The 21,895-nt window shown below is 66.3% G+C and carries 22 protein-coding genes and 1 pseudogene; 12 read left to right on the forward strand and 11 right to left on the reverse strand.

Annotation, left to right across the window (positions count from 1 at the left end; translation table 11 throughout):
• Nucleotides 1-9: 9 nt before the first annotated feature.
• A complete protein-coding gene (locus JOF57_RS28675) occupies nucleotides 10-1,110 on the forward strand; it encodes an Rv3575c family transcriptional regulator (protein ID WP_209922740.1) in 1,101 nt (366 codons plus the stop codon).
• On the opposite strand, the gene otsB is transcribed toward JOF57_RS28675, so the two are convergent.
• Both otsB and kstR read right to left on the reverse strand, forming a co-directional pair.
• On the reverse strand, nucleotides 1,107-1,856 hold the full coding sequence (gene otsB, locus JOF57_RS28680; protein ID WP_209922741.1) for a trehalose-phosphatase: 750 nt from the start codon (nucleotides 1,854-1,856) through the stop codon (nucleotides 1,107-1,109). The two genes, JOF57_RS28675 and otsB, sit on opposite strands and share 4 nt — an antisense overlap.
• Nucleotides 1,857-1,859: 3 nt before the next feature.
• Nucleotides 1,860-2,537 (reverse strand): cholesterol catabolism transcriptional regulator KstR, encoded by a 678-nt coding sequence (kstR, locus tag JOF57_RS28685; protein ID WP_029108285.1) that lies wholly within the window; start codon nucleotides 2,535-2,537, stop codon nucleotides 1,860-1,862.
• A gap of 201 nt (nucleotides 2,538-2,738) precedes the next feature.
• On the opposite strand from kstR, the gene JOF57_RS28690 reads away from it, so the two are divergent.
• On the forward strand, nucleotides 2,739-4,880 hold the full coding sequence (locus JOF57_RS28690) for an acyl-CoA dehydrogenase family protein (RefSeq protein WP_209922743.1): 2,142 nt from the start codon (nucleotides 2,739-2,741) through the stop codon (nucleotides 4,878-4,880).
• Between the two features lie 76 nt (nucleotides 4,881-4,956).
• Here JOF57_RS28690 and JOF57_RS28695 read toward each other — a convergent pair whose 3' ends face one another.
• Nucleotides 4,957-5,574 (reverse strand): TetR/AcrR family transcriptional regulator, encoded by a 618-nt coding sequence (locus JOF57_RS28695; RefSeq protein WP_209922745.1) that lies wholly within the window; start codon nucleotides 5,572-5,574, stop codon nucleotides 4,957-4,959.
• 60 nt (nucleotides 5,575-5,634) lie between these two features.
• Between JOF57_RS28695 and JOF57_RS28700 the strand changes: the two genes are divergently transcribed.
• Entirely contained in the window at nucleotides 5,635-6,096 is a 462-nt protein-coding gene (locus tag JOF57_RS28700) for an Rv1443c family protein (RefSeq protein ID WP_209922747.1), read from the forward strand.
• A gap of 7 nt (nucleotides 6,097-6,103) precedes the next feature.
• On the opposite strand, the gene JOF57_RS28705 is transcribed toward JOF57_RS28700, so the two are convergent.
• Together JOF57_RS28705 and JOF57_RS28710 are read right to left on the reverse strand one after the other, a co-directional pair.
• Nucleotides 6,104-6,673: a hypothetical protein gene (locus JOF57_RS28705; RefSeq protein WP_209923807.1), complete on the reverse strand. Its 570-nt coding sequence runs from the start codon at nucleotides 6,671-6,673 to the stop codon at nucleotides 6,104-6,106.
• 28 nt (nucleotides 6,674-6,701) lie between these two features.
• On the reverse strand, nucleotides 6,702-7,760 hold the full coding sequence (locus JOF57_RS28710; protein WP_209922749.1) for a ferredoxin--NADP reductase: 1,059 nt from the start codon (nucleotides 7,758-7,760) through the stop codon (nucleotides 6,702-6,704).
• A 168-nt stretch (nucleotides 7,761-7,928) separates the two neighbouring features.
• On the opposite strand from JOF57_RS28710, the gene hsaA reads away from it, so the two are divergent.
• The 6 genes from hsaA to JOF57_RS28740 all read left to right on the forward strand — a co-directional run bounded on the left by hsaA (nucleotide 7,929) and on the right by JOF57_RS28740 (nucleotide 14,297).
• Nucleotides 7,929-9,119: a 3-hydroxy-9,10-secoandrosta-1,3,5(10)-triene-9,17-dione monooxygenase oxygenase subunit gene (gene hsaA, locus JOF57_RS28715; protein ID WP_209922751.1), complete on the forward strand. Its 1,191-nt coding sequence runs from the start codon at nucleotides 7,929-7,931 to the stop codon at nucleotides 9,117-9,119.
• Between the two features lie 3 nt (nucleotides 9,120-9,122).
• Nucleotides 9,123-9,989, forward strand: a complete 867-nt coding sequence (gene hsaD / locus JOF57_RS28720; RefSeq protein ID WP_135458875.1) for a 4,5:9,10-diseco-3-hydroxy-5,9,17-trioxoandrosta-1(10),2-diene-4-oate hydrolase — start codon at nucleotides 9,123-9,125, stop codon at nucleotides 9,987-9,989.
• 3 nt (nucleotides 9,990-9,992) lie between these two features.
• Nucleotides 9,993-10,892 (forward strand): iron-dependent extradiol dioxygenase HsaC, encoded by a 900-nt coding sequence (gene hsaC / locus JOF57_RS28725; RefSeq protein WP_209922752.1) that lies wholly within the window; start codon nucleotides 9,993-9,995, stop codon nucleotides 10,890-10,892.
• Between the two features lie 13 nt (nucleotides 10,893-10,905).
• Nucleotides 10,906-11,475 (forward strand): 3-hydroxy-9,10-secoandrosta-1,3,5(10)-triene-9,17-dione monooxygenase reductase subunit, encoded by a 570-nt coding sequence (gene hsaB, locus JOF57_RS28730; protein ID WP_209922754.1) that lies wholly within the window; start codon nucleotides 10,906-10,908, stop codon nucleotides 11,473-11,475.
• 184 nt (nucleotides 11,476-11,659) lie between these two features.
• A complete protein-coding gene (locus tag JOF57_RS28735) occupies nucleotides 11,660-13,207 on the forward strand; it encodes a hypothetical protein (protein ID WP_307870115.1) in 1,548 nt (515 codons plus the stop codon).
• 250 nt (nucleotides 13,208-13,457) lie between these two features.
• Nucleotides 13,458-14,297: a mycofactocin-coupled SDR family oxidoreductase gene (locus tag JOF57_RS28740; protein ID WP_209922756.1), complete on the forward strand. Its 840-nt coding sequence runs from the start codon at nucleotides 13,458-13,460 to the stop codon at nucleotides 14,295-14,297.
• On the opposite strand, the gene JOF57_RS28745 is transcribed toward JOF57_RS28740, so the two are convergent.
• Nucleotides 14,290-14,883, reverse strand: coding sequence for a TetR/AcrR family transcriptional regulator (locus JOF57_RS28745; protein ID WP_209922757.1), 594 nt, complete (start codon nucleotides 14,881-14,883; stop codon nucleotides 14,290-14,292). The genes JOF57_RS28740 and JOF57_RS28745 overlap by 8 nt on opposite strands.
• Nucleotides 14,884-15,024: 141 nt before the next feature.
• On the opposite strand from JOF57_RS28745, the gene JOF57_RS28750 reads away from it, so the two are divergent.
• Both JOF57_RS28750 and JOF57_RS28755 read left to right on the forward strand, forming a co-directional pair.
• The gene (locus tag JOF57_RS28750; RefSeq protein ID WP_234938276.1) at nucleotides 15,025-15,261 is read left to right on the forward strand and encodes a ferredoxin; all 237 of its coding nucleotides are present in this window, start codon (nucleotides 15,025-15,027) and stop codon (nucleotides 15,259-15,261) included.
• A gap of 3 nt (nucleotides 15,262-15,264) precedes the next feature.
• Nucleotides 15,265-16,554: a cytochrome P450 gene (locus tag JOF57_RS28755; protein WP_209922759.1), complete on the forward strand. Its 1,290-nt coding sequence runs from the start codon at nucleotides 15,265-15,267 to the stop codon at nucleotides 16,552-16,554.
• 71 nt (nucleotides 16,555-16,625) lie between these two features.
• Here the strand turns inward: JOF57_RS28755 and JOF57_RS28760 are convergent.
• From JOF57_RS28760 to JOF57_RS28775, 4 genes and pseudogenes are all read right to left on the reverse strand, one after another.
• A pseudogene (locus JOF57_RS28760) lies at nucleotides 16,626-18,010 on the reverse strand (aldehyde dehydrogenase family protein).
• Entirely contained in the window at nucleotides 18,007-18,813 is an 807-nt protein-coding gene (locus JOF57_RS28765) for a carboxymuconolactone decarboxylase family protein (protein ID WP_209922760.1), read from the reverse strand. Before JOF57_RS28765 ends, JOF57_RS28760 begins: the two are co-directional and overlap by 4 nt.
• Nucleotides 18,810-19,610, reverse strand: a complete 801-nt coding sequence (locus JOF57_RS28770; RefSeq protein ID WP_209922762.1) for a mycofactocin-coupled SDR family oxidoreductase — start codon at nucleotides 19,608-19,610, stop codon at nucleotides 18,810-18,812. The genes JOF57_RS28765 and JOF57_RS28770 overlap by 4 nt, the downstream gene beginning before the upstream one ends.
• Nucleotides 19,610-20,440: a mycofactocin-coupled SDR family oxidoreductase gene (locus JOF57_RS28775; RefSeq protein ID WP_209922764.1), complete on the reverse strand. Its 831-nt coding sequence runs from the start codon at nucleotides 20,438-20,440 to the stop codon at nucleotides 19,610-19,612. Before JOF57_RS28775 ends, JOF57_RS28770 begins: the two co-directional genes overlap by 1 nt.
• An 86-nt stretch (nucleotides 20,441-20,526) precedes the next feature.
• Here JOF57_RS28775 and JOF57_RS28780 point away from each other — a divergent pair, with 86 nt between their 5' ends.
• Nucleotides 20,527-21,081: a TetR/AcrR family transcriptional regulator gene (locus JOF57_RS28780; RefSeq protein WP_307870116.1), complete on the forward strand. Its 555-nt coding sequence runs from the start codon at nucleotides 20,527-20,529 to the stop codon at nucleotides 21,079-21,081.
• On the opposite strand, the gene JOF57_RS28785 is transcribed toward JOF57_RS28780, so the two are convergent.
• Entirely contained in the window at nucleotides 21,078-21,848 is a 771-nt protein-coding gene (locus JOF57_RS28785) for an alpha/beta hydrolase (RefSeq protein ID WP_209922768.1), read from the reverse strand. The two genes, JOF57_RS28780 and JOF57_RS28785, sit on opposite strands and share 4 nt — an antisense overlap.
• Between the last annotated feature and the right edge of the window lie 47 nt (nucleotides 21,849-21,895).

Genomic DNA, 21,895 nt, shown 5'->3' on the forward strand with positions numbered 1-21,895 from the left:
TCAGAAAGCATGCCGAGGAGTCCCCACCCGCCGCGGCGGGCCACCCTGGCTTCGTTGGCGGCCGACCTGAAGGTTTCGCGCACCACGATCTCCAACGCGTACAACCGTCCTGACCAGTTGTCCGCCGAGCTTCGCGACCGCATCTTCGATGCGGCCAAGCGGTTGGGCTACGCCGGACCGGATCCGGTGGCCCGCTCCCTGCGTACCCGGCGGGCCGGCGCGGTGGGACTGATCATCACCCAGCCGCTCAACTACTCGTTCAGTGATCCCGCCGCGCTGGATTTCGTTGCCGGACTTGCCGAATCCTGTGAGGCGGTGGGGCAGGGGCTGCTGTTGGTGGCCATCGGACCCAACCGCAGTTTCGAGGACGGTTCGGCGGCCGTGCTCGCCGCCGGTGTCGACGGATTCGTGGTGTATTCGGCCTCCGACGACGATCCGTATCTGTCGGTGGTGCGTCAGCGCCAGTTGCCCGTCGTGGTGGTCGATCAGCCGAAGGACGTTCCCGGGGTCTCGCGGGTCGGCATCGACGATCGCGGCGCGATGCGCCAACTGGCCGAGCACGTGCTGGAACTGGGTCATCAGGACATCGGCCTGCTGACCATGCGGCTGGGCCGGGACTGGACGCACGCCGGCACGAAACCCGCACTGGCAGATCCAGATCGGGTGCTGACCCCGCATTTCCATGTGCAGCGCGAGCGCATCCACGGTGTGTACGACGCGATGACGGCCGCCGGGCTGGCACCGGCGAGGCTGACGGTGGTGGAGAGCTACGACCACCTGCCGACCTCGGGTGGTGCCGCCGCTGAAGTGGCTTTGGAGGCAAATCCCCGCATCACCGCCCTGATGTGTACCGCCGACGTGCTGGCCCTGTCGGCCATGGACTATCTGCGGTCACGTGGCATCTACGTGCCCGGGGAGATGACGGTGACCGGTTTCGACGGGGTGCCCGAAGCGTTGCGCCGCGGCCTGTCCACGGTCGTGCAGTCCAGTGTGACCAAGGGGCGCAGGGCCGGTGAGTTGCTGCACAATCCGCCGCGGGATGGGCTGCCGGTGATCGACGTACTGGAAACCGAGGTCGTGCGCGGCCGGACCTCGGGCCCGCCGGCCTAGTTCGCCGTGCGCACCTGCAGCAGGTATTTCAGTGCGGCCGCAACATCTTCGGGCTCGTCCACCCGGTAACCGGCCAGGGTCTGGCCGGGCCCGACCTTGACGCCGACGTCGCCGTCGCGCAACCGGCGGAACGCCTTCTCGTCGGTGACGTCGTCGCCGAAATAGATCACCGCGGACGCCTCGTGCTCGTCGCGCAGGATGTCGATCGCCTCGCCCTTGTCGGTGGTGATCACGGCGAATTCGAGGACGGCCTTGCCCTCGGTCAGCTCCGCATTCCAGGTCTGCGACGCCGCACGCGCCTGTGCCAGCGCGGAGTCGGCGTCGGCAGGTTCGGCGTTGCGGACGTGCAGGGCCACGCTTGCCGGTTTGAATTCGACGGTCACCCCGGGCCGGGCACCGGCGATCGCGGTGAGCTCGGCGGCGATCTGATCGAGCAGGGCGCGATCGATGGGGTGGGCGAATCCGGAGTCGAACTCGGCGCCGTGGCTGCCGACGAGGTGCACGGCCGTCGGCATGCCCGACAGATCCCGCAGCACGTCGAGTGCCCGCCCCGAGATCAGGGCGGTCGCGGTGCCGGGACACTTAGAGAGCTGGGTCAGTGCTTCAACCCCGTCGCGCAGTGGGCGCGCGTCGGCCGGGTTGTTCACGATCGGGGCGAGGGTGCCGTCGAAATCGGAGGTGATCAGCAGCCTGGGTATGCGTGCGGCCCGGGCCAGTGCGTCCTGGAGTTCGACGGGAAGGGTCACCCGTCAGATCTTAGGTTTGTCCTCGGCGCCGATCAGCAGCCGCACGGCCAGGTCCAGTCGCTTGCTGACGTCGGTGGCCGAGGCCCGCCGGGTCAGCCAGGCCAGCAGGTTCGACAGCCACACGTCCGAGATGACCCGGGCGATGTGGTACTGGTCCTCGGTCGGCTCGCCGTCGCTCATCGCGCGGGCGAACATCGAGTCCATCAGCTTGCCGACGTGGTCGACCTCGCCCGCGGCAGAGGCGTCGGCGAAGACGAAGGCCCGCGTCATGGCCTCGGTGAGCAGGGGATTGCGCTGCATGGCCCGGTTCAGCTTGCCGACCATGAAGCTCAGCCGCTGGTAGGGGGTCCCGCCGGCGAGGGCGGCCCGGTCGGTCTTGGCGTCGATGCGTTCGAACTCGCGGCCGAGGGCGGACACCAGTAGGTGGACCTTGGACGGAAAGTAGCGGTAGAGCGTGCCAACGGCGACATCGGCCCGTTCGGCCACGGCCCGCATCTGGACGGCTTCGTAGCCGCCCTTGGAGGCGATGGCCAGGGTGGCGTCCAGGATGCGCTTGCGGCGCTCCCGCTGAGCTTCTGAACCGAGTTCGGATTCGGCGAGGACTGCCACGTTCAGGACCTCACGCGGTCGGGTGTCCGAGCCGGATGATTCGCTGCCTGCCTGCTGTGGTGCGCTGGACATGCTGTCTGCGGCCCCCTCTCGTCGCGTACCTCGTAAAAAACGATACGCACGGCGATCTCCTTCTACGCACCTCCGCGCCGTCAAACACACGGACGTGTCCTGCTGTTATGCGGGTCGACTTGACGGTCGAACACTGTCACCATTAGAACACGTTCTAGTGGGAAGCACGGACTTCTCGCGTGAGGGGCTAGGAGGTCCACCATGGCCGGCGCATCTGCCACCATCACCGACGAGCAGTTTGCCGCCCGCGACCTGGTAAGGAGCTGGGCTGCCGCAACCGACACCGCCACGGCGGTCCGATCCGGTGAAGATGATGCCGATGCCTGGCGCAGGCCGTTTCAGGGTCTCGCCGAACTAGGGATCTTCAGCGTTGCTGTACCCGAGGAGAAGGGTGGGGCCGGCGGCACGGTCGAGGACCTCTGCGCGATGGTCGACGAGGCCGCCGCCGCGCTGGTGCCCGGTCCGGTAGCCACCACGGCGCTGGCCACCCTGATCGTCACCGATGAGGCCGTGCTGGAGGCACTGGTGTCGGGCGAGCGCACTGCAGGCGCGGCGCTGAGCGCCGACCTGACGCTGTCCGGCGGCCCCGAATCCGGCACGGTGTCGGGCACCGCCGAGTACGTCCGGGGCGCGGATGCGGCCGGCGTGCTGTTGCTGCCTGCCGGGGATCGCGTGGTGCTGGTCGACGCGAGTGCCGCAGGCGTGAGCATCGAACTGCTCACCGCCACCGATTTCTCGCTGCCGCTGGCCCGGGTCGTGCTCGATTCCACGCCCGCACAGGTGCTCGAGGTCTCGCCGCAGCGGTTCGCCGACATCACCGCGGCCGTGCTGGCCGCCGAGGCCGCCGGGCTGGCCCGCTGGACCCTGCAGACCGCCACCGAGTACGCCAAGGTGCGCGAGCAGTTCGGTAAGCCGATCGGTTCCTTCCAGGCCGTCAAGCACATGTGTGCCGAGATGCTGCTGCGCTCGGAGCAGATCTCGGTGTCGGCGGCCGATGCGGCGCGTGCGGTGTCGGAGTCCGATGATTCCCAGCTGTCGATCGCTGCCGCGGTGGCGGCCGCCGCAGGCATAGACGCGGCCGAGGCCAACGCCAAGGACTGCATCCAGGTGCTCGGTGGTATCGGTATCACCTGGGAACACGAGGCGCATCTGTATCTGCGTCGCGCGTACGGGATTTCGCATGCCCTAGGTGGGCGGCGTCGGTGGATCCGCCGGGTCTCCGCACTGACCCAGCAGGGTGTGCGTCGCGAACTTCGGATCGATCTGGAGTCGGTGGCCGAGCTGCGCCCGGAGATCAGTGCCGCGGTGGCCGAGGTGGCCGCGCTGGCGGTGGAAAAGCGGCAGGTGGCCCTCGCCGAGTCCGGTCTGTTGGCCCCGCACTGGCCACGTCCCTACGGTCGCAACGCAACTCCCGCCGAGCAGCTGCTGATCGATCAGGAGCTCGCCGCGGCCGAGGTGGTGCGCCCGGATCTGGTGATCGGGTGGTGGGCCGTGCCGACCATCCTGGACCACGGCAGCGCCGCACAGATCGACCAGTTCGTGCCGGGCACCCTGCGCGGTGACCTGGCCTGGTGCCAGCTGTTCTCCGAGCCGGGGGCCGGGTCCGACCTGGCTGCCCTGCGCATGAAAGCTGTTCGCGCCGAAGGCCCGAACGGTGAGCCCGGCTGGAAGCTGACCGGACAGAAGGTGTGGACCTCGGCGGCGCAGAAGGCGCACTGGGGTGTGTGCCTGGCGCGCACCGACCCCGACGCCCCGAAACACAAGGGCATCACCTACTTCCTGATCGATATGAAGACACCGGGCATCGACATTCGCCCGCTGCGCGAGATCACCGGTGACGAGCTGTTCAACGAGGTGTTCTTCGACGACGTGTTCGTGCCCGACGAGATGGTGGTGGGCACCGTCAACGACGGCTGGCGGCTGGCCCGCACCACGCTGGCCAACGAGCGGGTGGCGATGGCAGGCGGGACGGCGCTGGGCAATCCGATGGAGGAGTTGCTGCGGTCCCTCGGCGCGCAGCCGGATGTGGACCCGGCCGATCTGGACCGCCTCGGTGGGTTGATCCTGACCGCTCAGGTGGGCTCACTGCTGGACCAGCGGATCGCGCAGTTGGCAGTCAGCGGCCAGGACACCGGCGCCCAGGCCAGCGCGCGCAAGCTGATCGGCGTGCGTTATCGCCAGACTCTGTCGGAGTTCCGGCTGGAACTGTCCGACGGCGGGGGTGCGGTGCGCAACCGCGAGGTGCACGACTTCCTCAACACCCGCTGCCTGACGATTGCCGGCGGCACCGAGCAGATCCTGCTGACCGTCGCCGGTGAGCGCTTGCTCGGCCTGCCGCGGTAAGACTTTTCCCGGCGAGCAGACGCGAAAGTACCCGTGAATTGTCATTTTCGGGTACCTACGCGTCTGCTCGCCAGAGCTAGTGACCCCGTAGGTAGCCCGCCAGCATCGTGACGATGCTGTCCTCGAGCTGCTCGGATTCGGCGGGCTTCTCGCAGGCCAGCAGTCGGTGGGTCAGCGACTCGACGGTCGCGACCACCATGCGTGCCGCGAATGCGGTGTCGGCAACCGTCACGTCGGAATGGCTGTCCAGCAAGGCCTTTGCCGCGCTCACGGCATCTTCCTCGGTGCGGTGTAACCGGTTCAGCAGGGCTGGTGAGCGCGGAGCTTCCTCGAACAGCACGCGGTGCAGACGGGTGTCGTCGCGGTGGTTGTCGATGCTCGCCCGGACGAACAGGCGGAGCAGGTCTTCGAGTGACTCGGGCAGCCCTCCGGCCGTGCGCTCGCGCAGTAGTGCCGCCCCGGCGTCGACATGGGCGTCGGTGAGCGCCGAGAGGATCGCGTCCTTGTTCGGGAAGTACTGGTACAGCGAGCCGATCGACAGATCCGCTGCTTCGGCGATGCGGTTGGTGGTGCCCGCCGTGTACCCGTACTCGGCGAAAATGCGAGCCGCCGCGTCGAGGATGGCCTGTCGAGTCTCCACGGCGCGTTGCTGTCTGGGCTGCTTACGGGGACGAAACCGGTCGGTCGGGGTCATCGTCGCCTCCGCACGAAAAGCGAGTAGTCAGGCGCCGCGCGGCTCTCGAAAATTGGTGACATGCAGCGCATCCATGTTGAGACGATTCTGCCCGCCGACACCGAACGAGTGTGGCAGGCCATGCAACAGGTCCCGACGTTTCTCTACGTCTGCCGCGGCCTGTTCGGCGTGCCCGCTCTGGCCGGACGCACCGAACCGTTCCGGGTTGGGGACCGGGGTGCTGGTTGGCTGTTCGCCTTCCACGTGATCCCGGCCTACCGGCACACCATCGAGGTTCGCGATGTCGACGACACCACCCGCACGATCCGCACCCACGAATACGGCGGGGTGCTGCGGACCTGGGATCACACCCTGCACGTCGAACCGGTCGACGATCGGTCGTGCCGGTACAGCGACACCGTCGAGATCGACGCCGGCCGGCTCACGCCCGTGGTGGTGGCGCTGGCCCGCGGGATCTACGCCTACCGGCACCGCCGGTGGCGCAGACTCGTGGACAAGCACATGTCAGAGCAGGGCGCGTGAGCGCCGGTCAGAATCCCGTCTGCGCGCAGGCCGGGGGAGTGGCGAGGTTCACTCCGCCCCAGACCACGTGGATGTCCGAGCAGATGATGAAGCTGTCCGCGGTGTTCGGCTGTCCGGTCTGCCACTTGGTGGGTGTCGATACGCCCTCGATGCTGAAGCGTTCGATCGGCCCGCCACCGAAGTAGGTCGCCGAGATCTCGACCTTGTTGACCGACCGGTACAACTTCGACAGCACGTTGTCGTGGTTGGAGCCCTTGATCTCCCGCGGCATCCCGGCCGGCGCGCTGTAGGACGCTTCCTGCCAGGTGTCCTTGTTGGAGCTGCGCAGGGTGATGGTCTGACGTGCCCACGCATCACCGGGGAATCCGATGGGACCGTCCGGCGTCAGCAGGTTGGCCGATGTGTTGAACGTGCACTGCGTACCCGCGCAGTTCGCGCTGACGTGCATCTCGATCGTGCCCTGGGGGCTCGGGATCGAGCTGACGGCCGAGTTGGCGGCGGCCGAGGCCGACGCGGGGAACGCCAGCGCAGCCGCGGTCAGCACCGCTGCCGTGCTCGCTGCGGAAAGCCTATTGATCGTCATCGTCAAGAAAGGTATCCGCTCGTTACTCGTCGTAGGTGACTTCGACTGAATCCGACACCGGTCTGGCCTGACAACCCAGGATCAGGCCCTCATCCAGATCGGACGGTTCGAGTACGTCGTTGATCTTCATCTCGACGTCCCCGGACTTCTTGAGCACCGCACAGGCGCCGCAATGACCTTCGCGGCAGGAGAACGGGGCGTCCAGGCCCTTGTCCAGCAGGACGTCGAGCAGCGTGGCCGACCGTGGCCAACGGACCTCATGAGTGGCGCCGTCCAGGGTGACGATCGCGGTCGCGGGGCCCTCGTCACTGTCGTCCTCTTCGATCACCACGGCGGCGAACGGGTCGGAATCCAGTGATTTGAACACCTCGATGTGGATGCGGTCGTCGGCGGCGCCGACCTGCTTCAGCGCCTGCTCGGCTCCCGCCATGAACGGTCCGGGCCCGCAGATGAAGGCCTCGCGTGCGGCGAAGGGCGCGATGAGCCCGGCCAGTGCGGCGGGGCTGGGGAGACCCTGCACGGTCTCCAGCCAGTGCACGACGGTGAACCGGTCGGGGTACTTGGCGGTCAGTTCACGCAGGGTGGCGCCGAAGATGACGGAGTTCTCGTCGCGGTTGGCGTAGACGAGGACGACGTTGCCGGTGCCCTCGGCGAGCGCGGACTTGCAGATCGCCATCATCGGGGTGATGCCGCTGCCGGCCGCCAGGAGCAGGAAGTCGGCATTGAGGTCGCGCGGGACAAATGTGCCCGACGGAGCGAGCACGTGCATCTTCATGCCGGCATGTGCGTTGTCGCACAGCCAGTTCGATGCATAGCCGTCGGCGGTCCGCTTGACCGTGACGGTCAGCTGATCGTCGGTCACCGGCGAGCTGGACAGCGAATAGCAACGGGCTACCGAGCCCGTGCGATCGCTCGGCACCCGCAGGGTCAGGAACTGGCCCGGGGTGTAGCGCAACCGGTCGGCCGGGATCTCGGCACCGTCAGGTACCGAGAACACAATCGACCGCGCGTCGGCTGTCTCCTCGATGACCGCGCTGACCTGCAGTTCGAGCACATGGCTACCCAGTGGCTCATCGGTCACGGCTGGCCCCTCTCTTCACTCATAACTAGAACAGGTTACAAAAACGTACTTGCCCAGGTCCAGCCCTGCATTGCCAGGCCCTACTCGACACAAATCGTAACGTGTTCTAATCTCTGTCTAGGCGGTCAGCTCGCGCTTATCGCAGTCCGATTCTTGGGAGGCATTTCCGTGACATCCATTGAACAGCGTGACGTGCAGGCAGTTCTGGCCGGCATCGACGAACTGCTGCCGACGCTGCGTGAGCGCGCTCAGGAAACCGAGGATCTGCGCAAGCTGCCCGACGCGAACGTGAAGGCGCTGGAGGACATCGGTTTCTTCAAGCTGCTGCAGCCCGAGCAGTGGGGTGGCCTGCAGTGCGACCCGACGGTTTTCTACGAGGCGGTCCGGCGCCTGGCCAGCGCGTGCGGTTCCACCGGTTGGGTGGCCGGCATCATCGGCGTCCACAACTGGCACCTGGCCCTGTTCGATCAGCAGGCCCAGGAAGATGTCTGGGGTGAGGACACCGCGGTGCGGATCTCCTCGTCCTACGCCCCGATGGGTGCCGGTGTGGTGACCGAGACCGGTGACGGCTACATCGTCAACGGCTCCTGGAACTGGTCTTCGGGTTGCGATCACGCCACTTGGGCCTTCCTCGGCGGCCCGGTGATCAAGGACGGCCGCCCGGTGGACTTCGGCAGCTTCCTGATCCCGCGCACCGATTACGAGATCGACGATGTGTGGAACGTCGTCGGCCTGCGCGGCACCGGCAGCAACACCGTCGTGGTCAAGGACGTGTTCGTGCCCAAGCATCGCTTCCTGTCCTACAAGGCGATGAACGACGGCACCGCCGGCGGCTACCAGACCAACACCGCCCCGGTGTACAAGATGCCGTGGGGCACCATCCATCCCACCACCATCTCCGCGCCCATCGTCGGCATGTCCTACGGCGCCTACGACGCCCACGTCGAGCACCAGGGCAAGCGGGTCCGCGCGGCATTCGCCGGTGAGAAGGCCAAGGACGATCCGTTCGCCAAGATCCGGATCGCCGAGGCCGCCAGCGACATCGACGCCGCCTGGCGTCAGCTGTCGGGCAACGTCGCCGACGAGTACGCCCTGCTGGTCGCCGGTGAGGAGATCCCGTTCGAGCTGCGGGCCCGCGCCCGTCGCGATCAGGTGCGTGCCACCGGCCGTGCGATCGCCTCGATCGACCGGCTCTTCGAGGCCTCGGGTGCCACCGCGCTGTCCAATGATGCTCCGGTGCAGCGGTTCTGGCGTGACGCCCACGCCGGTCGGGTTCACGCGGCCAACGATCCCGAGCGTGCCTACCTGATCTTCGGCAACAACGAGTTCGGCCTGCCCCCGGCCGACACCATGGTCTGATACATGACTGCCACTCAAGAGATCACGTTCGAATCCACCTCGAGGTACGCCCAGGTCAGAGATGACATGCGGCTGCACTACCACGAGGCCGGTGACCCGAATGCCCAGACCATCGTGCTGTTGCACGGCGGTGGTCCCGGTGCCTCGAGCTGGTCGAACTTCGGCCGCAACATCGCGGTGCTGGCCGAGCACTACCACGTGCTCGCGGTCGATCAGCCCGGCTACGGGCACTCCGACAAACACACCGAGCACGAGCAGTACAACCGCTACAGCGCCAAGGCGCTGCTGGGGTTGTTCGACCACCTCGGTCTGCAGGGCCGGATCCCGCTGCTGGGCAACTCGCTCGGCGGCGGTACCGCGGTGCGCTTCGCGTTGGACTACCCGGACCGTGCGGGCAAGCTGATCCTGATGGGCCCGGGCGGCCTGAGCGTCAACCTGTTCGCACCGGATCCGACCGAGGGTGTTAAGGCGCTCGCCAAGTTCAACTTCGAACCGACGCGGGAGAACCTCGAAACCTTCATCCGGATCATGGTGTTCGACCAGAAGCTGGTCACCCCGGAACTGGTCGATGAGCGGTTCGCCATTGCCAGCACGCCCGAATCGCTGGCTGCCACCCGCGCGATGGGTAAGTCGTTCGCCGGTGCGGACTTCGAACTCGGCATGATGTGGCGCGAGGTCTACAAGCTGCGCCAGCCGGTGCTGCTCATCTGGGGCCGTGAGGACCGGGTCAATCCGCTCGACGGCGCGCTGGTCGCGCTCAAGCAGATTCCGCGGGTCCAGCTGCACGTCTTCGGGCAGTGTGGACACTGGGCTCAGGTCGAGAAGTTCGACGAGTTCAACAAGCTCACCATCGATTTCCTGGGAGGCTGACCGATGAGCATCAAGGCACTCGGCTACATGCGCATCGAGGCCACCGACGTGGCCGCCTGGCGCGAATTCGGGCTGAAGGTTCTGGGCATGGTCGAGGGTGAGGGTGCCATCCCCGGTGCGCTCTATCTGCGGATGGACGACTTCGCGGCCCGTCTGGTGATCGTGCCCGGCGACCGTGACCGGCTGCTGATCTCGGGCTGGGAGGTTGCCGACGCACCGGCGCTTCAGGGTCTGCGCGAGACGCTGTCCAAGGCGGGCGTCGACTTCGTCGAGGGCACCAAGGACGAGATCCGCGAGCGTCGGGTCGAGGGCCTGATCCGGTTCTCCGATCCCGCGGGCAATGTCCTCGAGGCGTTCTACGGCGCCCAGTACCTGGGCCGCCGATTCGTCAGCCCGTACGGCCACAAGTTCGTCACCTCCGAGCAGGGTCTCGGGCACGTCGTGTTGACCTGCGACGACGACGCCGCAGCACAGGCGTTTTACCAGGATGTGCTGGGCTTCAAGCTGCGCGACTCGATGCAGCTGCCGCCGCAGTTGGCGGGTCGTCCGGCCGACGGGGATCCGGTCTGGCTGCGCTTCTACGGCTGCAACCCGCGCCACCATGCGCTGGCTTTCATGCCGATGCCCAACCCGACCGGCATCGTGCACCTGATGGTCGAGGTGGAGAACTCCGACGACGTCGGCCTGTGCCTGGATCGCGCGCAGCGCCGCCAGGTGAAGATGTCGGCGACACTGGGCCGGCACATCAACGACAAGATGCTGTCCTTCTACATGAAGACCCCGGGTGGGTTCGACATGGAATTCGGTTGTGAGGGACTGGAAGTCGAGGATGAGAGCTGGATCGCCCGCGAGAGCGTGGGGATCAGCCTCTGGGGCCACGACTTCTCCGTGGGCTTCAAGTGACGGTGATTTTCAAGTGACGGAAGCTCAGTCGCTCGACCCGCGCACGTTCCGAAATGTGCTCGGCCAGTTCTGTACTGGCGTCACGGTGATCACCACCCTGCACGATGACGCGCCGGTCGGCTTTGCCTGCCAATCGTTCGCGGCGCTGTCGCTCGACCCGCCGTTGGTGTTGTTCTGCCCCACCAAGCAGTCGCGGGCGTGGCAGGCAATCGAGGCCAGCGGAAAATTCTGCGTGAACATGCTGCACGAGAATCAGCAGCACGTGTCCGCGCAGTTCGGCTCCAAGGCGCCGGATAAGTTCGCTGGAATCGATTGGACGCCATCGGAACTCGGCTCGCCGGTTATCGACGGCAGCCTCGCCCACATCGACTGCAATGTGCATTCCGTACACGACGGCGGGGATCACTTCGTGGTGTTCGGTGCGGTGCACTCGTTGTCCGAGGTTCCCAAGCGCAAGCCTCGGCCGCTGCTGTTCTACCGTGGCGAGTACACCGGGATCGAGCCGGACAAGAACACCCCGGCGCAATGGCGTGATGATTTGGACGCATTCCTCACCGCCACCACGCCTGATACCTGGCTCTGACTTTTCGTCGTTGACACAGACTGGGCCCCCTCCCACGGGAGGGGGCCCAGTCTGTTTTTGCGGCACCGGTTCGCGTGTATTGACGCGCGGGGTAGTCAGGGTAGGCATACCTATTGATATTTAGGAAAACCTAAGCTAATTTTTGGTCGTTCCACAGTCAACTATCAGCTTTTAGGGAGTTTTTGTGCACTATCCCGCCCTTTCCTCCGGTGAAACCCCGGCGGTCAGTCGCAAGGACAAGTTCCTTCTCGCCGGTGTCGCAATGGTCAGCGCCGGCGCCATCGCGGTGACCCCCGTCGCCCAGAACGCGACCGTCATTCAGCAGGCGAAATCCCTTGCCTACGAGCTGACGGCCGTGATGGACGCCACTGCCTCGCCGACCGTCATCTACGGAGCACTGGCCAACAACACCTTCACCAACCTCAGCGGACTGGGCGCTGCGCTCGCCGCCAATCCGGCCCCGTTGCTGAGCCAGGTGCTGGAGAACCAGCTGGGCTACGCGGCGAAGTTCGGCGCGGCGTTCGAGGCTGTTCCGGCCTCGCTGAAGACGTGGTACGAGGGCCCCAAGGGCAAGGTGATGCTGGAGAAAGCGCAGGCCCACCTGATGGCCGGCGAGATCGGTGACGCGTACGAGTGGTTCAACCACTCCATGCTGTACGCGTTCCAGGGCGCCTTCGGCCCGTTGATCGCCCCCGGATTCATCCTTTCGGGCATCCCGCGCGGCGGGACCGAGTACCTGACCGGAATTCCGGAGCAGATCGCCCAGAACTTCACGAATCTGATTGGCGCGACCTTCACCTCGAGCGTGCTCGTCAGCGGTGTGTTCCAGGGTGCGTTCGGCGCGGTCAGCGGCACGATGTTCGAGCTCTCCCGAGTCAGTGAGGCGTTCTCCACGCGGGTGGCCGCCCAGGACATTCAGGGCGCCGTCAACGTCCTGGCGAACACGCCCGGCGTGTTGGCCAACGCCTTCCTCAACGGATTCGACTATGCCGACGCCAATGAGGAGGGTGCCGGCGGCGTCACCGAGTGGCCGGGCCTGATCAGGTTCGCCGTCCCCGGCCAGGCCGGACCGGGCGTCAAGGTCGTCGGCGGATTGCTGCAGAGTCTGTTCGTGGACATCCCCGCGAAACTTGCCGCGGCCATCGACAACACCCCCGAAGCTGCCTCGGCAGCCGGGCTGACCGTCGCTTCGGCTCAGCGGGTTGCGGCTGACCTGAGTGGTTCGGCTCCTGCGGCCCTGCCCGAGTCTGCTGTTGAGGTCACTGTGGTGGAGGTTCCGAAGGTTGAGGCGCCGGCCGTCGAGGCCGTGAAGGTTCACGCCCCGGTTGCCGCATCCCTGAAGGTTGAGGCCCCGGCTGTCGAGGCCGTGAAGGTCGAGACCCCGAAGGCTGAGACGGCGAAGGTCGAGACCCCGAGCGTCGCTGCCGTTCCGGCCGCGACGGATGAGGCTGCTGCCGACTCCGGCTCCGTTTCCGGGTCGGCAACTGGCACGTCGGCCAATGCCGATGCCGATGGCGAGACCAAGGCAAAGGGCAAGACCAAGGTCACGGACCGGATCAAGGCCAAGGTCAGCGAGGCCAAGGAGGCCAGGCAGGCGAAGGCGAAGGAAGCCAAGGAAGCGAAGGCCACCGCGAAGGAAGCCAAGGCCAAGGCAACCAAGGCCAAGGGGGCCAAGGGCGGCGACGCCGGCAAGTCCAACGAGTCCAAGGGGAACTCGGGCTCTGATTCCTAGTAGGTAGCACGGTGTGTAGCTGGGCCCCATCCGTCAGGGTGGGGCCCAGTTTCGTTGGTGCCGCTGCCCCGCCCGCCGCTTTCTGCACCTGGGCTGCTCGCCGGCGGGGGCTACGACCCCACGGTGGAGATCGGGGCGCGCGGTGGGAAGCGTTCCAAAGCTGACCAGTTGATCAAACTAGCCCTTGACGAACGTGTTGTGTCCTGCCAAAATTTGATCAATCGATCAAAACAGCGGCGAGAGGACACACATGACTGGTCGGGTAGAGGGCAAGGTCGCCTTCGTTACCGGTGCGGCGCGCGGACAGGGACGCAGCCATGCGCTGCGATTGGCCCAAGAGGGTGCAGACATCATCGCGGTCGACGTCTGCGCCCCGGTCACCGACACAACTGCGATTCCGGCGTCCACCCCGGACGACCTTGCCGAGACAGCGGATCTGGTCAAGGGCCTCAACCGTCGCATCGTCACCGCCGAGGTCGATGTGCGGGACTTCGACGCGCTCAAGGGGGCGGTTGACAGTGGCGTCGAGCAGCTTGGCCGGCTCGACATCGTGGTGGCCAATGCCGGCATCGGCAACGGTGGCGACCTCCTGCACAAGACCAAGGAGTCCGACTGGGACGACATGATCGGCGTCAATCTGTCCGGCGTCTGGAAGTCTGTGAAAGCCGCAGTGCCACACATTCTTTCCGGTGGTCGTGGCGGTTCGATCATCCTGACCAGCTCGGTCGGCGGGCTCAAGGCGTATCCGCATACCGGCCACTACATCGCGGCCAAGCACGGTGTGATCGGTCTGATGCGCAGCTTTGCGGTGGAGTTGGGTCAGGATTCGATTCGGGTGAACTCGGTGTGTCCGACGAACGTGAACACCCCGATGTTCATGAACGAGGGCACGATGAAGCTGTTCCGTCCCGACCTGGAGAATCCGGGTCCCGACGACATGGCGGTGGTCGCCCAACTGATGCACGTGCTTCCGGTCGGCTGGGTGGAACCCGTCGACATCAGTAACGCGGTGCTGTTCCTGGCCTCCGACGAGGCCCGCTACATCACCGGCCTGCCGGTGACCGTGGACGCGGGCAGCATGCTCAAGTAGCCGCCTGGCCGGTGCCGAACCGGCGCAGGAACCGCTCGACGAAGGCGCGGAACTCGGTGTGGCCCTCGGTCACGCCGACCGCCTCTTCATTGCACAGGCTGCGGGCGGACTGGGTGAGCAGCATCGACATCACGACGGGCGGGAACTCTTCCATGTCCACGCCGTGGGCGCGCAGTACGCCGGCCATGGCCGCGGCCTCGATATCGCGGACCCGCTCGGAGTAGGCCTTGAGTTCGACACCGATCGCCTTGCGGTGATTGGCCAGTGCCATGAACTCGGTGTTGAGCCCGGTCACCCGCGAGTCGGAGTTGATCAGCCACAGGGCCCGGAGCGGGTCGTCGGTGGTGATGGCCTCGCGCAGCCGGGCCAGTGCCGCGTCGGCACCGCTGCGCAGCACCGAGACGAACAGGTCGTCGAGGGTGTCGAAGTAGTAGTAGACCAGCGCCGAGCGCACACCGGCCACGGCCGCGATCCGCCGGGTGGTGGCCGCGGCGTATCCCTCGTCCCGGATGACCTGGGCGGTTGCCTCGATCAGGCGTTTGCGGGTGCTCGCGTCCTTGTTCTTGGCCGCACGTGCGGCCGGCATCAGCGCAGCCTCCGAAAACCATTGCCCGACAGCAGATGTTTCGGCCCGGACGATTTCCTTGACCGCCGAACGTCGGGGGTGGTAAGCATGAGCCATCCTAACGGTTTGATCGATTGATCAAATTCAGAACTGAGGAAACAGATGCCCGAAGACGTGAGCATGACCCGGGTCCGGTTGGACGCCGACCTGTGCGAGGGCCATGCGTTGTGCATCCAACTCGCCCCTGAGGTGTTCGACCTGTCCGACGACGAGGTCGCCAGCGCTGCCCAGGCAGACGGACAGTGGGATCAAGGTACCTGGGACAACGTCAAATCCGCCGTAGACGCCTGCCCGCGTCAGGCGATCAGCCTGCTCAACATCAGCACGAAAGGCCTTTGAGCCATGACCGATTTCGCTTCCGTCGACTACTTCGCCGACCCGGCCGTCGCCCAGGACCCGTACGAGTACTACGAATATCTGCGTAGCAACGGGCCGGTGTTCGCCGAACCACATCACGGTGTGGTGGCGGTGACCGGCTACCAGGAAGTCATGGCGGCCTTCAAAGATCATGGGTCGTTCTCGGCCGTGAACGCGATCGGTGGCCTGTTCCCGCCGCTGCCCTTCGAGCCCGAGGGTGACGACATCAGCGAACAGATCGAGGCGCACCGCCATCTGTTCCCGATCCACGAGCACATGGTGGTGATGGACCCGCCGCAGCATGAGCGGGCGCGCTCGCTGCTGAGCAAGCTGCTGACGCCGCGCCGGCTCAAGGAGAACGAAGACTACATGTGGCAGCTGGTCGATCATCAGATCGACCAGCTCATCGACCCCTCTGGTGCGGCTGGCAAATGCGAGTTCCTCTCGGAGTACGCCAAACCGTTCGCCACTTCGGCGATCATCGACCTACTGGGCGTTCCCGAGGAGGATCGCCCCGAATTCCTTGCCGCACTTGGTGCCGAGCGGCCCGAGGGCAACCGGGTGGGAGCACTCGACGGTGAGCCGGTGGGCCTCGACCCCCTGCAGTACCTCGACGACAAATTCGCCGGATACCTCGCCGAGCGCCGACGCGAGCCGCGTGGTGATGTGCTCTCCGGCATGGCTACCGCCACCTATCCCGACGGCTCGACACCGGAACTGTTGGAGGTCGTCAAGCCAGCCACGTTCCTGTTCGCCGCCGGGCAGGAGACCGTCACCAAGCTGCTCACCGCCGCGGTGCAGACCCTCGGGGACAACCCCGAATACCAGCAGATGCTGCGGGAGAACCCGGACGGTATCCCGACTTTCATCGAGGAAGCGCTGCGGATGCATTCACCGACCAAGATCGATTTCCGGCTGGTCCGTAAGACCACCACGCTCGGCGGCGTTCATCTGAAGGCCGGGACCATCGTGATGCTGTGCCTGGGCGCGGCCAACCGCGATCCCCGCAAGTTCGACGATCCCCAGGCGTTCCGTCCGGACCGCAAGAATGTCCGCGAGCACATCGCCTTCGGTCGCGGCATTCACACGTGTGCCGGTGCACCACTGGCGCGGGTGGAAGGCCAGATCACCGTCCGCCGCCTGCTGGATCGCATGCGTGACATCACCGTCGACGAGTCGGCACACGGCCCGGCCGGGCAGCGGAACTACGCCTACGAGCCGACGTTCCTGTTGCGGGGTCTCACCGAACTGAACATCACCTTCACGCCGGCCTGATCCTTCAGCGAGCAGACACTTACGCCCCCGAAATTACTTCGGGGGCGTAAGTTTTTGTTCGCGCCGGGAAATCAACGCACGGCGATCCGGATGTTCTTCACCTGCTGGAACTCGTTGAGTCCCTCGATGCCGCCGGTGCGGCCCGAGCCGCTCTGCTTGTATCCGCCGTAAGGGCCCTGCGGGGAGATGTCGCTGAACTGGTTGATCCACACCGACCCGGATTCCAGCCGGCGGGCCACGCGATGCGCGCGGTTCAGATCCGTCGTCTGGACGAAGGCGTTCAAACCGTACGGGGTGTCGTTGGCGATCCGCACCGCGTCCTCTTCGTCGCTGAACCGCATCACCGACACCACCGGCCCGAAGGTCTCCAGCTGCGCGAGTTCGGAGGTGTTGTCCACGCCGCCGAACACGGTCGGCTCGATGTAGTAGCCATCGGAGAGATCACCACCGATTCGCTTGCCGCCCAGCAGCAGTTGACCGGCGCCGCTGGATACCGCGGTATCGACCGCGGCCAGGATCCGGTCGGCGGCTCCCTGGCTGACACCGGGCCGAACGTGGTCGTGGGATCCATCGGGTCACCGACGCGGGCCGCGCCGACGACGCCGAGGAACTTCTCCAGGAACTCGTCGTAGACGGCATCGTGGACGAGTATCCGGCTCGCGCATGCGCAGCTCTGTCCCGACTGCATGAGCGGGCCCTGATGTGCCGACAGCGTGGCAGCGAGGTCGAGATCGGCGTCGGCGAAGATGAGGTTGGCCGATTTGCCGCCCAGCTCGGTGACCACCGGGGTGAGATTCGTTGCGGCGGCTTGTAATACCTTGCGCGCGGTCGCGCCGCCGCCGGTGAACGCGATCTTGCCGATGCCGGGATGACGGACCAGGGCGTCGCCGCCCTCGGCGTCAGCGGGGGCAACGGTCACCAGCCCGTCGGGTAGTCCCGCCTCGAGACACAGCTCGCCGAAGCGCAGTGCGGCGAACGGCGCGAGCTCCGAGGGTTTGAGCACGACGGCATTGCCCGCGGCCAGGGCGGGCGCGACACACGAGCCGGTGACGACCAGGGCGCCGTTCCAGGGGGTGATGACGCCGACGACACCGTACGGCTCGCGCTCGACGAGGTTGATGTCGAACGACCCGTTGACGGGAGTCGTCACCCCGTGCGGCTTGTCGGCATAGCCCGCGTAGTGCCGCAGGAACCGCTCGAGAAGCATTGCGGTGCCGGCGAACGCGATCGGCACCGCGTAGTCGGCCACGTTGAGTTCGGCGAGCTCGTCGAGGTGCGCGTGCACCACGTCGGCCAGGCCGATCAGCAGGTCACGGCGGCGGTCGACGGTCAGCGAGACCCATTCCCGCTGCGCTTTCGTCGCAGCCTGGACCGCGTCGTCGATCTCGGCGGCACCGGCCAGGTCGACGGTCCCATTCGGCCGGCCGGTCGCCGGGTAGATGTGCTCGAAAACTATTCGGACTCCCACCCTGGCTCCTCGTCAAGCACCCGCTGCTTCTGTTCGCCGATCACCAGGTTGAGGTTCGCGGCTTTGGGCCAGCCGTAGTAGGCCGCGAAATGCAGTGCCAGCTCATCCATTTCCTCGAACGAGACGTCGCGGCTCTTCAGAGCGGCATAGACGTGGCTCAGGATTGGCAGCGGTGCGTCCTGAAACGCCACGCAGGCCACGGTGACCAGGCGTCGCTCCTTCATGCCGAGTCCGGGGCGCAGCCACATCTCGCCGAACACGAAGTTGAGGATGCCGGCCCCCGAATACGGGTTGTCGCGGGTGGGGGCGAACGGGATGCGGTTGATGTCGCGGAACGACTGCTCGCCGCAGCGCAACCGCTCTTCGGGATCACTCGGCGTGGGTAGCGGCAGCAGCGGCTCAGGTGCGGGCGGCGTCAGCCCCCGTTCCCGGTGAATCCGGTCCCACTGCTCGTCGACCATGATGTTGAACCGTGAGGCCTTGGGCCACCCGGCATACACCGCGAAATGCAGAACGGTTTCCCGCATTTCGACGATCGACACGTCGCCGCTGTTGAGTGCGGCGTAGACGTGGTCGCGCAACGGCCCTTCGGCGTCGGCCGCCGCGACGCACGGCAGCGTGACGAAACGTCGGTCCCGGCGGCTCAACGCGGTGCGTGGCCACACCTCGGCGAACACGAAGTCGATCAGGTTCGCGGTCGCCGGGCTCCGATCGTCGGAGGGTGCCTCAAACGTCATCACCTCGGCGAACTCACGCCTGCCCCGCTCGGCCCGGGTGTCGGAGGCCGTCATCGGATCGTCGCCCCGGCGTCGACCTTGAATTCCAGTCCGGTGACGTGTCGGGCTTCATCGGAGATCAGGAACAGCACGGCATTGCTGATGTCCAGCGCATCGGTCATCTGGATAGGCAGCGCATTCTGGAAGATCGGCCCCAGGTCTTGACGGGTCTCGTGGATCAGGGTGTGCAGCGTGTCGGGTCGCAGCCCGGTGGCGACGCCGGTGGGATGCACTGTGTTGACCCGGACATTTACCGCGGCAAGCTCATTGGCCAGGGCCCGGCTGAGGCCGACCACACCGTGTTTGGATGCCGTGTAGGGCGTGTGCAGGGGTGAGCCCTTGACGCCCGCCACCGAACTGACATTGATCAGGCTGCCGCCGCGTTCCACCAGATGCGGCAGTGCGGCCGCGCAGGTGTTCCAGGTCCCGATCAGATTCACGTCCACGACGGTGCGCCACTGTTCGGCGGTGGTGGTGTCCCAGGTGCCGGCGGTCAGGACGCCGGCGTTGGCGACCGAGGCTTCCAGACCGCCGAGCTTCTCGACGCCGTCGGCGACCGCGGCGCTCAACGCCGCACCGTCACGCACGTCGACCACATAGGGCAGGGCCTGACGGCCGAGTTCGGTGACCAGACGGGCGGTTTCGTCCAGCTCATCGCGGGTGGCCAACGGATATTCCACTTCGGGCAACGATTGGCAGATATCGACGAGGATCACGTCGGCGCCCTCTTCGGCGAGACGTACCGCGTGGCTTCGGCCCATGCCGCGCGCTGCGCCGGTGATCAGCACGCGCTTGCCGGTGACGCGCCCCATCAGAGTTTGTTCGTGAAGCCGGCGTCCACGGGGAGGGTGACCCCGGTGACGTATTTGGCAGCGTCGGAGACCAGGTAGCTGATGGTCGCGCTGATGTCCTCCGGTTCGAGCAGCGAAACCGGCATCGGGTTCTGCAGGTGCGGACCGCCGTCGGGGTAGTTCTCCAGGAACGCCGTCATCGCCGGGTTGACTGCCATCATGGTGTTGACCGCGGTGGGGTGCACGGTGTTGACCCGGATGCTGTGTGGGGCAAGAGCATTGGACAGGGTGCGCATGAGACCGACGATGCCGTGTTTGGAGGCCGCGTAGCCCAGGCCGCCGCCCTGCATGCCGCCGAAGCCGCGCAGTCCGGCGGTGGAACTCGTGAATACGATGGAACCGCCCCGCCCGCCTGCGATCAGGTGGGGGATGGCCGCCTTGGCGGTGTGGAAGGAGCCGATCAGGTTGACGCCCACCGCATCGGTCCACATCTCGAGGTCTTCTTCGATGGTCACTTCACGAAACGCGGTGGGGGCGACGCCGGCATTGGCGAGCACGATGTCCAGTCGGCCGAACCGCGCGACACCCGCATCGACTGCGGCCTTGACGGCGTGGAAGTCGCGCACGTCGGCGACCGATCCGAGCATCTTGCCGCCGGCCGCTTCGACCAGGGCGACGGTCTCGTCGAGCTCGTCGCGGGTGGCCATCGGGTAGGGGTTGGATGCGATGTCCGCGCAGATGTCGACGCCGATGACGGCGGCGCCTTCGCTGGCAAGCGCTACCGCGTGGCTGCGGCCCTGACCCCGGGCTACCCCGGTGATGAAGGCGACTTTTCCGTCCAGATTTCCCATTGATCCTCGCTCCGCCGAATGGCTGTAACCGTGTTACAGCGGTACGGTAACGTGGTTACTCATCGACGGCAAGGGTGTTCTCGACTGTGGCAAGTGATCAGCTTCTCGACATCGTCGTGGAGATACTCGAAACCGAGGGCTACGACGCGGTGCAGCTCCGTGAGGTGGCGCGCCGGGCCAAGACCTCACTGGCCACGATCTACAAGCGCTACTCCACCCGCGACGAGTTGATCCTGGCCGCACTGGACTCCTGGATGGCCGAGAACCGGTATTCGGGAGTGGCCGGGCAGGTGCGTGAGCCGGGGGAGTCCCTGTACGAGGCGCTGATGCGGATGTTCCGCACCATCTTCGAGCCGTGGGAGAAGCACCCGGACATGCTGAGGGCGTACTCGCGGTCGCGGGCCGCGCCCGGCGGGGACCGTCTGGTGCGCCGCGGCCTCGACGCGGTGGTGCCTGCGGGCCTGTCCATCCTGGCCGGAGTGGATGAAGCATTCGTCCACGATCTCGACAACATCGTGACGAGTCTGGTGTTCGGACTGGTCGGCCGCTTCACTGCCGGCGAGATCGACATCACCGAGATCCTGCCCAGTCTGGACCGGACCGTCTACTGGCTCACCGCGGGCTACGACGCGGGACGTTAGCGGACCTGCGCGTCGAGGAACTCGACGATGTCCGCAGCGACCTCCCGGTGCACGGACTCGTTGAGGATGTCGTGGCGGCCGCCGTCAAACTCCTTGAACTGCAAGGGTTCTATCTGTTTGGCATAGGCCCGCACCGCACCGACCGGGGCGATGACATCGGCCGAGCCGTGCAGGGCCAGAGTGGGCACTGCGAGCCCGGGAAGCTCAGCGCCGAACCGGTCCCAGGCCCGGTCCAGCTCACGGGTGAGTGCGGATCCATCGGCATCGACGAAGGCCAGCGGGTCGTTCTCCAGGCTGTCGAGGTAGAACGGATCGGACGACAGCCAGTTCGGATCCAGGTCCAACGAGGTGTCCGCGTCGAGCATTTCGGGGAGCGGAACCAACGGGGCGCCGGAGATGACGCCGGCCCGGTACCGGTCGGGTTCACCGAGCAACCGGAACAGCGTGACCACCGAGCCGAACGAGTGCCCCTGTGCCACCAGCGGTATGCCCGGAGTCGCCTGCTCGGCAAGGACGGTCAGTGCCTCGGCCAGCGTCGAACTGTCCTCGATGCTGCCGAAATCGCCCCGGGTGCCCGGGGTCAGGCCGTGCCCGAACTGGTCGACCGCCCACAGGTCGATGCCCGCGGCGTTGAGCGCGAAGCCGTAGCGGTGGTAGACGCCGGTGTGTTCGCCGAATCCATGCAGGAAGATGACGGCTGCGCGGGGTTCGGGTGTGGCCCAGTGCCGGTAGTAGGCCCGACCGCGATCGTGCTCGATGAATGGCATACCCCACTGCAGCAATTTCGCGGCCGGCCCGCAAGCATTCAGTCCAT

Origin of the sequence: Mycolicibacterium lutetiense (genome assembly GCF_017876775.1) — a bacterium.
Classification (GTDB): domain Bacteria; phylum Actinomycetota; class Actinomycetes; order Mycobacteriales; family Mycobacteriaceae; genus Mycobacterium; species Mycobacterium lutetiense.